The 12,718-nt window shown below is 62.6% G+C and carries 12 protein-coding genes and 1 pseudogene; 7 read left to right on the top strand and 6 right to left on the bottom strand.

What is annotated here, in order from left to right:
• Nucleotides 1–425, top strand: a pseudogene (locus tag VMR39_RS14975) (hypothetical protein); the annotation flags it as partial.
• 116 nt (nucleotides 426–541) lie between these two features.
• Here VMR39_RS14975 and VMR39_RS14970 read toward each other — a convergent pair.
• The 5 genes from VMR39_RS14970 to VMR39_RS14950 form a co-directional block, all read right to left on the bottom strand.
• The gene (locus VMR39_RS14970; protein ID WP_325416763.1) at nucleotides 542–1,699 is read right to left on the bottom strand and encodes a PHB depolymerase family esterase; all 1,158 of its coding nucleotides are present in this window, start codon (nucleotides 1,697–1,699) and stop codon (nucleotides 542–544) included.
• A gap of 168 nt (nucleotides 1,700–1,867) precedes the next feature.
• Nucleotides 1,868–2,236 carry a hypothetical protein gene (locus tag VMR39_RS14965; RefSeq protein WP_325416762.1) on the bottom strand — a complete coding sequence of 123 codons (369 nt, stop codon included), beginning with the start codon at nucleotides 2,234–2,236 and terminating at the stop codon, nucleotides 1,868–1,870.
• 55 nt (nucleotides 2,237–2,291) lie between these two features.
• Nucleotides 2,292–2,828: a hypothetical protein gene (locus VMR39_RS14960; protein ID WP_325416761.1), complete on the bottom strand. Its 537-nt coding sequence runs from the start codon at nucleotides 2,826–2,828 to the stop codon at nucleotides 2,292–2,294.
• Nucleotides 2,829–2,988: 160 nt separating this feature from the next.
• Complete coding sequence (locus tag VMR39_RS14955) at nucleotides 2,989–3,534, bottom strand: alpha-ketoglutarate-dependent dioxygenase AlkB (RefSeq protein WP_325416760.1); 546 nt, start codon at nucleotides 3,532–3,534, stop codon at nucleotides 2,989–2,991.
• A gap of 67 nt (nucleotides 3,535–3,601) precedes the next feature.
• The gene (locus tag VMR39_RS14950; RefSeq protein ID WP_325416759.1) at nucleotides 3,602–4,027 is read right to left on the bottom strand and encodes an SOS response-associated peptidase family protein; all 426 of its coding nucleotides are present in this window, start codon (nucleotides 4,025–4,027) and stop codon (nucleotides 3,602–3,604) included.
• 154 nt (nucleotides 4,028–4,181) lie between these two features.
• On the opposite strand from VMR39_RS14950, the gene VMR39_RS14945 reads away from it, so the two are divergent.
• The 5 genes from VMR39_RS14945 to VMR39_RS14925 all read left to right on the top strand — a co-directional run bounded on the left by VMR39_RS14945 (nucleotide 4,182) and on the right by VMR39_RS14925 (nucleotide 11,087).
• On the top strand, nucleotides 4,182–4,805 hold the full coding sequence (locus tag VMR39_RS14945; RefSeq protein WP_325416758.1) for an SOS response-associated peptidase: 624 nt from the start codon (nucleotides 4,182–4,184) through the stop codon (nucleotides 4,803–4,805).
• A complete protein-coding gene (locus VMR39_RS14940) occupies nucleotides 4,802–5,221 on the top strand; it encodes a DUF1810 domain-containing protein (RefSeq protein WP_325416757.1) in 420 nt (139 codons plus the stop codon). Before VMR39_RS14945 ends, VMR39_RS14940 begins: the two co-directional genes overlap by 4 nt.
• 85 nt (nucleotides 5,222–5,306) lie before the next feature.
• On the top strand, nucleotides 5,307–6,083 hold the full coding sequence (locus VMR39_RS14935) for a protein ImuA (RefSeq protein WP_325416756.1): 777 nt from the start codon (nucleotides 5,307–5,309) through the stop codon (nucleotides 6,081–6,083).
• Nucleotides 6,001–7,824 (top strand): DUF6504 family protein, encoded by a 1,824-nt coding sequence (locus VMR39_RS14930; RefSeq protein WP_325416755.1) that lies wholly within the window; start codon nucleotides 6,001–6,003, stop codon nucleotides 7,822–7,824. Before VMR39_RS14935 ends, VMR39_RS14930 begins: the two co-directional genes overlap by 83 nt.
• Entirely contained in the window at nucleotides 7,824–11,087 is a 3,264-nt protein-coding gene (locus tag VMR39_RS14925; RefSeq protein WP_325416754.1) for an error-prone DNA polymerase, read from the top strand. The genes VMR39_RS14930 and VMR39_RS14925 overlap by 1 nt, the downstream gene beginning before the upstream one ends.
• Nucleotides 11,088–11,296: 209 nt before the next feature.
• Here VMR39_RS14925 and VMR39_RS30505 read toward each other — a convergent pair whose 3' ends face one another.
• On the bottom strand, nucleotides 11,297–11,506 hold the full coding sequence (locus tag VMR39_RS30505; protein WP_414712524.1) for a cytochrome P450: 210 nt from the start codon (nucleotides 11,504–11,506) through the stop codon (nucleotides 11,297–11,299).
• 305 nt (nucleotides 11,507–11,811) lie between these two features.
• On the opposite strand from VMR39_RS30505, the gene VMR39_RS14920 reads away from it, so the two are divergent.
• Nucleotides 11,812–12,477, top strand: a complete 666-nt coding sequence (locus VMR39_RS14920; protein WP_325416753.1) for a Crp/Fnr family transcriptional regulator — start codon at nucleotides 11,812–11,814, stop codon at nucleotides 12,475–12,477.
• The last annotated feature ends 241 nt before the right edge of the window (nucleotides 12,478–12,718 follow it).

Below are 12,718 nucleotides of genomic sequence, written 5' to 3'. Positions count from 1 at the left end.
CAGGCGCAGTCATTGCCGAGAAAATCGCGAACAAGCCGGTCCCGGTCACCGCGCAGTTGCGCCGTACGTTGCAGCTTAAGGCGTCGGACCGCGTTCAAATGCGGCACGTCCGCTTGCGCTGCAGCGGGCATATCCTCTCCGTTGCACGGCTCTGGTATGTCCCTTCCCGCTTGCCCGCTGCCATGGAGGCAAGCCTTCAGCAGACCGATACGCCGTTCGGCAAGGTGGTCGCGCCTTTGCATCTCGACCGGAAATCGGCAGGGTCGTCTTCAGCATGGTTGCCCAAGGAAGGCGGGCCCACCGCCAAAACACCGTCACACATCCTGTTCTCCCAGCGCGCGCTCATGATCCGGGCAGATGGTCTGCCGATCGCCTATGTAGTCGAGGACTATCAACGCGGATTGCTCGGCTTCACGCCCGATTGACGCTCAAGCCACTCGGTTCGGGATGGTGAAGCCGACGGCGCGGCGGGCGGAAACCTCGGCTGGCGATCCGCTGTCCACTCTCGCGCCGGACACTCATTAGCGGTCGGCATGACCCTTCATCGCATGATGCCGGCCCGTCTGAGAGCGTTTTCAATTATCGCTCCCACATTCACGCGGCCGGACTCCTGCCGCGATGGGGTCGCGCCGTTTCGCAATGGAAATGGGATAGGATCTCGCACGCGCGCGATGGGGTCGCTCTGTACGCCAGCCTGAACTTCCACCGGCATAGCCGCTTTTTCTTCGGCAAGCCCCCAGAATGCCGCGATATGCCGGGTCGATGAGATCCCGGCATCGAGCATATAGGGGCTGGCGACCCCGCAAGCGCCAGGACCGGACACCGCAAGCGGCGTCCCGTGCCCCATCCCGATCACTTCATAGGCTTCGATCGCCACGCGGCCATCGCGATCACGCCAGAGGCGCTGGCGCGCCCCGTCCACGGTCCGCGTTTCAACGTCTGAGGCGTCGCTGCCATGGACGGCCTGCCACTGGGCAATGATCCTCTCCGCGTTCGAGGCGTGCACCGTCCGGTCCGCGTCCCCCTGCCAGACAGAGATGGTCGGCCAAGGTCCTGCATGATCAGAGGCGGATCGGATGAGAGCGCCCAGCACTGCGTCATCGGGATAGCCCTCGCCGCGCATGCTCGCAAAGGCTTCAGGGACGGACGCGGCTGCGCCGTAAGGCAAGCCGGCGATGATCGCGCCACCGGCGAACAATTCGGGATAGGTCGCCAGCATGATCGACGTCATCGCGCCGCCAGCCGAAAGGCCCGTCACATAGATGCGGGCCTCGTCGATCAGGTGCGCCGCGACCATTGCGGCGATCATCTGGCGGATCGATAGCGGCTCACCTGTGTCCCTCGCCGAGTCTCCAGGCGCAAACCAGTTGAAGCAGCGATTTGGATTGTTGGCGTGCCGCTGCTCCGGAAACAGCAAGGCAAAGCCCAGCTCATCCGCCAGCTGCGACCAGCCAGCGCCATAGTCATATGCATCGGCATTTTGCGTGCAGCCATGCAAAACCACGACCAGCGGCACATGCCGGCTGCGGTCCGAGCCGCCTAAATCCTGCGGGAGATAATATCTGGCCCGAAGCGCTCCAGGATTGGAGCCGAAATCCTCCATATCGCTGAGCTGCCCCCGGTCGGACGGTGGCGACGGCTGGAGCGATAATGCCCGCAATTTTCCAAGTTGCGCGATCGTCGAGTGCAGTTTCGTCATAACTGTCCCTCCATGGGCAGAGGCCCATCCGACCATATAACGCTGCAAGTGCGAAATATGTTGCTGCATCGCACAATAAACTTGAGAAATGCCGGAGCAGCATTGGCCAGATCGCGCTGTAAATGGCGCGAAACCGTGGCCGTCGAGGCTTCTACGGTAATATTGGCTTTATCGGCGTCCGCGCTGCGCCGCGCGACGGTCCGCCTTCGCCAATAGTCCTTGGTCGAGCTCTGGCTTGTTCCATCGAGCCGCCGGCCCCAGCGTCATCAGGTCGTCACCGCGCGTCAGGAAGGTGAAGACCTTGTTGGTCACCTCTATCATCAGCGCCTTCATTTCCTCGTCGGAAATGCGCGAGAGGTTAGCCCAGGGAATTTCGCCATAGGGCGTGACGACCTTCACGTCGCTATAATCACCCGTCGCGCTGCTGGGCGTCACCCCCGTATGGAGATCCTCTAGCCCGGTATTGCGCACGCATTGTTCTACCAGAGCAAGTGTGAAGAAGGCCTTCTCATCGTCGTTCAACATATCATCGGCCATGCCCAGTTCCATATCTGTCTGGTCGCAGCACGCCTTTAAGGATCGTCAGATCCTATCAATCCTGCCCGCGCCAATGGTCCAGCGCATCTTCATATTTTGCGCGGGCTTTGTCGACCGCTGCCTGAAATTTGCCGGCCTGTACCTCCCCTTCTTTGCGGAGCTTGGCGATCTGTATCCCGATGCGGGCGCGCTCGTCCTCCAGCTCCGCTATGCGCGCTTCTACCGACAGTCGATGCTCGTCCAGCTTCTGCTCCGCCAGATCCAGCGCCTTTCGGCTGGGTCGCGGCCGGGGCTTAGTCGGAGGCTTCGCAGGGATCACCCTCCCGTTTGCCTTGCGCGGCGTGGCCTTCATCGGCTCGGCCGCGTGGGCCAGATGTTCCGCAGCGGTGCCGCGGGCGTGTTTGATGACGGTGCCCGGCTGCTCGGCCGCTTGCGCCAGAAGCCTGGGATCATCAACCCGTTCGGCAAAGCCTCGCTCGAACAGATCGGCATCGGCACCCCAGGCCTCCAACGCCGCCTTCTGGCTGGGCGCTGCGACATAGGCGTCGTGAAATCCGATCGGTGTTCGGAAGAGCTTCAGTCTGGGCGCCATATAGCCTGCCCTCTACGACATGAAGGCGGCCCGTCAGTCGGGGGAACTGACGGGCTGCCGATTTCATCGAGCCGCACGAGCGGGGGGCAAAGATGCGCGGATCGATGAAGGGGTAACGGACAAAGGGAACCTCGGTTCCTAACGTTACGGCTGCGTCCTGCTAAGAGGCCGATTTCCTCAGGCTCCTGAATGTGATCGACCATCGCAGCGCCTCCACAGGCGTAATGCTGTGCTCCCAATCATGCCTCGCTTGCCCACACATATGGTAGATGGAACGCGGCGCGAGCGGTGCATTGGCTCGGCCGAAGCCAGTCTCCGTGCGGCGTCGGAAGCGCATGGCGGCCGGTTCGCCGAGCGAAATGCCGATCACATGCTCGAACGCCGGGCGGTCGCGATGCCAGCCGATACCCGCACCGGGATCATAACGAATCAGCAGCAGCTGCTTGAGTTCGTCCGGCTCCAGACCCGCGAACCGCGCCGCGCGGGCCTTAAGCGGCACCGCCCATTGCGGAATGGGCTCGGCCGGCGCGAAGACACCGGTCTGGAAATCATAGCTCCACCCGAAGCTTTTAGTCAGCCGCTTGCCGGTCCATTGTTGGAAAAGGAAAGGCGTCAGACCCGCGTCAGCAATTGCATCGATGAGCGCCTCCTCCTCAGACCGGGTGATGAAATTCTCCCGCTGCACGAGTCCCGGCAGCACCGGCACGCCTGGCTGCGGCGGCACATCGAGAGGAAGCATCATAGTCATCGGCATGATCGTTGGTTCTGGCACATCAAAGGGCGAAACTCGTTTGCACAGGCTTGGTCAGGATTTCCTCGATTGTGAAAATGTCGCCCGGCGGCGTCACCAACAGTTCCTCTTCCGGAATCATGAAATCCAGCCATTGCATGACCTGCCGCCGCTCGATGATCGCGCCATGGCGGCTCTGATAGCGGATGACGTCTGGGTTCGCATCGACGGTGAGGATGCGGTAGCTGACTGGCCAGTCGCCCATCGGCGGCTCCCAGATGGCGGCGAGATAGAAGAAATTGCCGTCTTCGCGAAAGGCGCGGAATTTCTTCTCGCCGTTGCGGATATGGAATTCCGAGGCCGGAACAAGGCAGCGATTGCTGGGAAAGCTTTTCCCTTCGGACCGGATGAACTCATAAGAGACGCCGTCGGAAAAGCGCGGGTTGGAACCCCAGGCCGCTTCGATCATCTCAATCTCTCGGGCATCATCCGGATTGCGTCGGATGATGGCACGGCGACTTCCGAGAGCGTCGGAGTCGAAGGGTGTTGCTTTCGAGTCCATGATGAGAACATAAAGCGAACGAACGCCAAGGGCAAGCGGAAGAAAACCGCGCGGAGAGCCTATGTGCAACGATTATAGACTGAAGGTCGATATCGCCTCGATCGTCGAGGATTTCGAGGACCTAAAGATCAAGATCAAGATGCCCGAGGGCAAACCCAACGTCCCGGCGCGCGAGGATATCAGGATGACCGACATGGCGCCGATCGTCCGAAGCGTGGAGGGCGGGCGGGGCCTGGGCGAACTCGTCAACCGCCGCTGGAGCTGGCCGGGCAACAATGGGAAGCCGGTCTATAATTTCCGGACCGAGGGACGCGAATTCAAATCGCATCGCTCCCTCATCCTGGCTGACGGCTTCTACGAGTTCACCGATCCACCCGTGCCTCGCCCGAAGGACAAGCGCCTCGACAAGTGGCTGTTCACGATGGACGATCATGACTGGTTCTGTATCGCCGGCATCTGGCGGGAAAGCCCGGCTGGGGAAGCCTTCACGATGCTCACCATGGACGCCGGACCCGATGTCGCGCCCTATCATCATCGCCAGATCATTCCGCTCACCCGCGATCAATGGGTCGACTGGCTCGACCCAACCGTGCCCGCCAAAGAAGTATTACGCTGGCTACCTGAGGGCAGCCTTCCGGTAACCCAGGTCTACGGCGCGCCGCCCGCACAGCAGGTTCTGTTATGACGCAAGACGCCACGCTGGCCCGGTTTATCGAGGCACAGGCAAAAATCTATGACACAGCGCTCGCCGAGATCAGGGCCGGCTCCAAGCGCAGCCATTGGATGTGGTTCGTCTTTCCTCAGCTTCGCGGCCTCGGCCACAGCCCGACCGCCCACTATTATGGGATCGCCTCGCTCAGCGAAGCCCGAGCCTATCTCAGTCATCCGGTCTTGGGTTCACGCTATCTCGAATGCGTAAAAGCGCTTCAAAAGCTGGGTGACAATGACCCGGTTGCTGTCTTTGGCTCGGTCGACGCGATGAAGCTGCGCTCATCACTCACCCTATTTGAAGCCGCCGGTGGATCGCCGCTGCTCGACGATGCCCTCGAACGATGGTTCGACGGCGAGCGAGATGCCTCAACCCTACACCTCCTCGCCTAAGTCTCAGACGAACCGAGATTCATGCCGCTTGACGAGCAGTCAGACTCAAAGGAACATATAGGGAACATTTTGAGTCGTTGTTCCCATGCCCGCTTGTCCCTCTCCGCTCGACCATAAGCAGGTCGACCAGCTTGCCGCGCTTCGCGCGACCCTGGCGCATGCCCGCGCCGCGCGCGGGCCGGCTCTGCCCTTCGAGTTGCCCGAGTTGGACGAGCGCCTCGCGGACCATGGCCTCGACGGCGCCGGGCTACATGAAATCGCTGCCGCCTCGGCCAGCTTCACCGACGATGCCTGCGCCACCCTGTTTGCTGCCGGGATCGCGGCGCGCTTTTGCGCGCAGCCCGGTTTCACCATCCTCTGGGCGGTGACGCGTTTCGACCTCTACGCGCCGGGTCTTGAGCAGATCGGTCTTGGCCCTGACAAAATCCTCTATGCCCAGGGCCGCAAGGATGCCGAGGTTCTGGCGCTTGCCGAAGATGGGCTGCGCGATGGATCGCTCGCCTGCGTGGTCGCCGAAGTAAAGGCCGCCAACCAGACCGCGACCCGCCGGCTTCAACTGGCCGCCTCTGACGGCAAGACGCCGATGCTGCTGTTCCGCCGCCATCGCAGCCGCGAGCGTTGCCCCTTGAGCGGCCTATCTTCGGCGATGACGCGCTGGCGCATCGGCGCTGCGCCGTCCAGCCCCCTCCCCCATGTCGGCCTTGGTCGGTCGCGCTGGTCTGTCGAACTTGTCCGGCAGCGGAACGGCAATCCCTTCTCCATCGAACTGGAGGCGTGCGATGACACGGGTCGCCTCGCTCTACCTGCCGCAGCTCCCGATCGAGCGATTGCGGAAGGCAGAGCGGCCCGCCAGGCTGCCTGAGCCGGCCCCTGCCCCGATCGCCCCGCGCTTCGCAGCGCCGATCGACGATGATCCTGGCGCCTGCTCCGTCCCCAAGGCGGGCGGCTGGCGCCCCGGCGCCCGGTGGGCTCGCGATGGTGCGCTCGGCAGCCGTCCAACCCAGGCCGACATCGACGCCATGCCAGCGCATCAGCGGCCCACGATGCGCGAAATGGGACGGCGCAGCGAGGCAGCCGAGCATGTGTTCAAGGCCATGCCCGCCGACGATGGCGGCGGCGGCGGCACATCGAAGACGGTCGAGCCGCTCACATGGGCGACGCTCTGGGGGAAGCCCAGCGTCCTGATCACGCGCACCGGGCAACGGGACGTCGTGACCGCAGCTTGTCCGGTCGCACTGGAACTTGGCCTGCGCCCCGGCATGGCCGCTGCCCACGCACGCGCGCTGGTGACGGACCTGGAGGTTCGGGACGCGCAGCCACAGGCGGATCAGGCCTGGCTGGACCGGCTGGCGCTGCACGCGGTCGCGCATTGGACGCCGACGGCCTGCGTCTCTGGACTCGACGGCCTCTGGCTCGATCTCACGGGGACGACCCATTTATTCGGCGGCGAGGCGCGCTTCTGCCGCCGGTTGCTGCGGTTCCTTGAACGCTTGGGCTTCACCGCCAGCATCGCAATCGCCGGCACGCCAGGCGCCGCCCATGCGCTCGCGCGCTACAGGAGCGATGCCATCACCCTTCTTCCCAACGGCGCCGAAACCCAGGCCATTGCCGATCTCCCGCTCTGCGCGCTTCGATTGGAGCCGGGGGTCCTTGAGACCGCAGCCCGATTCGGCATGGAGCGTATCGCTGATCTCTATCCCATACCGCGCGGGCCTCTCGCACGCCGCCTTGGCCTCCCGACCGTTCGAAGGCTCGATCAGGCCCGCGGGTTGATCGCCGAACCCATCGTCCCAGTCATCCCCGTCGATACACCCCATGCGGAGCGGCGTCTGCTCGAACCCATCGGCACCGCCGAGGCGATCAACCAGGTTATCGGCGATCTGGTCGATGATCTCGTCACCTTGCTGGTCGGACAGGGCCTTGGCCTGCGCGCCGCTGATCTCGCCTGCCATATCGTCGATGGGACCGAGCAGCGGATCGCGATCGGTACAGCGAGGGCCACGCGCGATGCGAAGCATCTCAAACGCATGCTGGCGATGCGGGTCGAGCGGATCGATCCAGGCCTTGGCATTGAAGCGATGACGCTGAGCGCAGCGCGCATCGAGGCATTGAGAGCGCAGACGCTGGAGGCCAGCCTCATCACGGGCGATCGCGCGCCCGATATAGCGCTGCTGGTCGATCAACTCGCCGGCCGCATCGATCCAGACATGCCCTTTCGCCTGTCCTCGCATGAGAGCGACGTGCCCGAACGCGCGGTGCGCCGGATCGCGCCATTGGCAACGCCCAAAGGCTGGCCTAGCTGGAAGCGGCCCGTGCGGATGCTCCGGCGACCCGAGCTTCTGTCCAATGTCGTGGCACTCCTGCCCGATCATCCGCCCCGGCGCTTCGTCTGGCGGGGATCTAGCTATCGCGTGGTCGCGGGCGATGGTCCGGAACGCATCCATGGCGAATGGTGGCGCTCGCCCCAGGAGATGTGGGCGGTCAGGGACTATTTCCGGGTCGAAGCCGAGGGCGGTGAGCGCTTCTGGCTGTTCCGACGGGGCGACGGTGTCGATGAGCAGACGGGAAACCTCAACTGGTTCATGCACGGTGTCTTTGGCTGATGACCTGCTATGTTGAACTTCAGGCGACGAGCCATTTCTCGTTCCTGCGCGGCGCGTCTTCGCCCGAGCAGCTTTTCTCGGCCGCCGCACTGCTCGGCCACAATGCGCTGGGCCTTGCCGACTGGGGCAGTGTCGCGGGCGTGGTGCGCGGCTGGGACGCCCAGAAAGCAACCGGCGTCCGAATGATCGCAGGCGCGCGGGTCGATTTGACGGACGGCAAGGCCCTGCTCCTCTATCCGACCGGTCGCCCCGCCTGGTCGCGGCTGACCCGTTTGCTCTCGATCGGCAAGGCCCGCGGCGGCAAGGGTTGCTGCCTCCTCGACTGGGCCGATATTGTCGCCCATGCCGAAGGCCAGATCGCGATCTTGGTGCCGGACCAGCCCGACGATACAACCATGGCCAATCTCCGCGACCTCAACACTGTCTTTGGTGCCCGCGCGCATGTGGCGCTCGCGCTGCGCCGCCGACCGGACGATATTGCCCGGCTTCACCGGCTAGATGCCATGGCGCGAGCGACCGCCGTGCGGAGCGTCGCAACCGGCGACATTCTCTATCACTCTCCCGATTTCCGGCCGCTCCAGGATGTGATGACCGCGATCCGGGAGAAGACGACGATCGATGGGCTGGGATTCAGGCGCGAGCGCTATATGGACCGGAACTTGAAATCCCCGGCAGAGATGGAGCGGCGCTTTTCCGCCTTTCCCGATGCGATTCAGGCCAGCGCCGACATCGCAGCCCAATGTCGCTTTGATCTGGGCGAAATCCAGTATCAATATCCTTATGAGCAGGTGATGGAGGGACGCACCGCGCAGGAAGCGCTGGCTGCTCTCACCCAGGCGGCCGCGAACCGGATGTTTCCGACGGGCCTGCCTGCTGCCTATCGGAAGCAAATCGACCACGAACTGCGACTGATCGACCAGCTCGGTTACGCCCCCTATTTTCTGACGGTAAATTCGATCGTCGCGGAGAGCCGCAGGCGCGGCATTCTCTGCCAGGGTCGAGGCTCCGCGGCCAATAGCTGCGTCTGCTACATGCTGGGCATCACCTCGATCGATCCCATCAAGCATGAGCTGCTATTCGAGCGGTTCGTCTCGGGCGAGCGCAAGGAACCGCCCGATATCGACGTCGACTTCGAGCATGAGCGGCGCGAGGAGATCATCCAGTGGATCTATGACACCTATGGGCGCACCCGCTCGGCGCTCACCGCCGTGGTCACCCGTTATCGCACCCGCGGCGCGGTCGCAGAGGTGGGCAAGGCGCTGGGCCTGCCGCGCGATCTGACCAAAATGCTGACGGGCCTGGTCTGGGGCTGGTCGATGGACGGCATCACCGACGAGCAGCTCGCCAGCGCCAATTTGAATGCCGACGATCATCGGCTGAAACTGACGCTCGAACTTTCGCGGCGGCTCATCGGCACGCCGCGACACCTATCGCAACATCCCGGCGGTTTCGTGCTGACCCAGGACCGTCTCGACGATCTGGTGCCGATCGAGCCGGCACGGATGGAGGATCGACAGATCATTGAATGGGATAAAGATGACATTGATGCGCTGAAGTTCATGAAGGTCGACGTCCTGGGCCTTGGCATGCTGGGCTGCATGAACCGCGCCTTCAATCTGCTCGAAAAGCATAAGGGCCTACGCGTCGGCATGGCTGACCTTCAGGACGATGATCCAGCTGTCTATGCCATGATCCAGCGGGCAGACACGCTCGGCGTCTTCCAGATCGAGAGCCGCGCGCAGATGTCGATGCTGCCCCGGATCAAGCCGAAGGAATTTTACGACCTCGTCATTGAGGTGGCGATCGTCCGCCCTGGGCCCATCCAGGGCGACATGGTCCATCCCTATCTGCGCCGCCGCGAGGGCAAGGAGACTCCCGAATATCCCAAGCCAGAACTCGAGGCGGTGCTCAAGAAGACACTAGGCGTCCCGCTCTTTCAGGAACAGGCGATGAAGGTCGCGATCGTGGGCGCCGGATTTACCCCCGTCGAGGCCGACCAGCTGCGCCGCGCCATGGCGACGTTCAAGCTCACCGGCGGTGTCAGCCATTTCTACGACAAGCTGGTGAACGGCATGATCGCTCGCGGCTACCCGAAGGACTTTGCCGAGCGCACCTTCAAGCAGATCGAGGGGTTCGGCAGCTATGGTTTTCCCGAAAGCCACGCGGCGAGCTTTGCCAAGATCGCCTACGCATCCTGCTGGATGAAGCATCATCATCCCGATGTTTTCTGCGCTGCGCTTCTGAACGCGCAGCCCATGGGCTTCTACGCGCCCGCCCAGATCGTGCGGGATGCGCGGAACCATGGCGTCGAAGTCCGGCCGGTCTCGATCAACCACAGTCATTGGGACTGCACGCTCGAACCGGCGCGCGGCCGATACAAGGCAGTGCGCCTTGGCTTTCGACAGGTGCGCGGCCTCGCCAATCTCCATGGCGCTGCAATCGTAGGCGCGCGCGGCCCCGCGCCCTTCGAAAGCGTGGAGGAGGTCTGGCGCCGCGCCGGCGTGCCGCGGGCCGCGATCGAGCGGCTGGCGGAGGCCGACGCCTTCGCCTGCATCGCGCAGGACCGACGGCAGGGGCTCTGGAAGGTCAAGGGCCTCGGCGAGGCGCCCCTTCCCCTCTTCGCCGCTGCGGATGCGCGCGAGGGAAAATTTTCACCCGAAGGCAAAGAGTTGTTGGTCACGCTCCAGCCGATGACGCAAGGCCGCGAGGTGGTGGAGGATTATCGGTCGCTCCAGCTCTCGCTCCGTAATCATCCGCTGAGCTTCCTCCGGCCAGAGCTCGACGCCATGCGGATCGTGCGCTGCGCCGACCTCAAGTCGATCCGCGATGGTCGCAATGTGGAAGTGGCCGGCGTCATTCTGGTCCGTCAACGACCCGGCTCGGCGAAGGGCGTGCTGTTCGTCACGATCGAGGACGAAACCGGGGTCGCCCAAGGTATCCTTTGGCCGGACCGGTTCGAAATCTACCGGCGGCAGGTCATGTCCGCGTCGATGATCGCGATGCGCGGACGGCTGCAGAAGGAGGGCGAGGTCATTCACATCATCTGCGACCGGATTATCGATCATGACGACATGCTCCGCTCGATCGGGAGGATGGACTTCAGTGTCGCGCCGGGCCGGGGCGACGGCGCCACGCACGGCGGTGGCCCCGATCCGCGTGATCCCGCCTTCCCCAGCGGCCGGACGCTTGGGTCGCCCCCCTATCGCCAATCAACAGCAGCGCAGGATGACATTCTGCCGATCCGCAGCCATGATTTTCATTAGATCGCGTTTCACGCTTACACGCGATTAACCAAGCTTCGCCTGCCTCCCCCCCATTCCCATCGTCGGTGAACAGGTGCGAAAATGCCGATGGCACTTTCACGCGTGAAGGGAAACTGTGAGGGTTTTCATCGACTGGATCAGATTGTTGATATCAGGATCGGCCTCGTGGACCTCAATCTTCGACACCCGTCGCGACAAGGCATCAAGCATCACGGATGCCTCCAGCCGCGCCAGCCCGGCACCTGCGCAGAGTGGACGCCATGTCCAAAGGCCAGATGTCCACCAGCTTCCCTCCCGATATCGAAGCGATCCGGATCTGCCCAGCAGCGCGGATCGCGATTGGCCGCTGCGTAAGCCAAGAAGACACGCTGGCCGGCAGGCAGATGAACGCCACCCAACTCGGTATCGCGCGAGGTTATCCGATTAGAAGCTCAAAAGGTTGGCGAAGGAAGAGATAGAATCTGAACGAGGCCGAAAGGGCTGCTTCAGAACTTAAAGAAGATCGCTGTCAGCCGCCCACCGACCGCTACCATTCACCTGTCGACTTTCGAGGTCAGCTTGGAAGGCGCAGCTTTGCGCTGCACTGATTTTGATCTCGATTAAGGCGCTCTCGATGTAACGATCCTATGGGATCAGACAGGCTTACTGCCTTAAGAGGAGTTGCAGTGTGCCACCAGGCCGCGTTTCTGAATTTGCGACTTTGACAGCGGGTGAGCGAGAGGCCGTGAGCGCACTTGCCTCCGATACACTCGAGTACCGGCGACGCTCTGCGATCCGTCATGAAGGTGCGCCGGTTCAGCATATTTATTTGCTAACTGAAGGGTGGGTGGGTTCTTCCATGACCTTGAAAAGCGGTGCGCGTCAGTTCTTCAAGGTGCATATTCCAGGGGACGTTCTGGGGGCACCGAGCCTTGCGAGCGTCAACGCAGTTGAAACTCTGACCGCAATCACTGATTGCACGATCAAATATATTCCACTCTCACGGCTTGGCAGCATCTTTGCCGAACACCCGCGCGTGGGGATGAGCCTATTTCTGAGCGCCAATAAAGAACGTATCGCCCTCATGGATCTGCTGGCAACCGTTGGGAGAGTGTCGGCGATCGAGCGGCTGGCGAGCTTCCTGATGGATCTGCATGACAGACTGCTCGTCGCCGGTCAGATCGAGGCGGGTCGGCTACCAATGCCCATGACCCAGGAAGAAATAGCCGATATGCTGGGGCTTACGGCAGTACACGTCAATCGCATGCTGCATGAACTTGAAACCCATTCGCTGCTCCATCGCAGTGGCAGAGATTTCATCCTGAATCTGCCAGGGCTTCAGGCCATGAACTTGATTGCATCGCGGACCTATGTACAGGAGCCCTCATGGCTGCCGCCGCCGCGAGGCTGATGGTCACTGCGATTGGCAAAATGAAGCCAACAGGTCGGGATGTCCGCTATCAGGCGACCTCTGATCAACCAGCAAGAGCGGGAAGGTGCGCTGGTCAGCTGTAAGCGCAAAAACCTCCCCACATTTTCGTAAGCGCTGATCTGGCTATGTTTCGCCCCTCGTCTGAGGGGTATCGTAGTGTCTGATGATGTAAGAACATTCGAAACAGGTTTCGAAAGGCAGGAGGGTCAGCGGCCCTCGC

The sequence above is a fragment of the Sphingobium sp. genome, from assembly GCF_035511395.1.
Classification (GTDB): Bacteria; Pseudomonadota; Alphaproteobacteria; order Sphingomonadales; family Sphingomonadaceae; genus Sphingobium.
The sequence above is the reverse complement of the archived record's forward strand: the minus strand, read 5'-3'. Positions and strand labels throughout refer to the sequence as shown.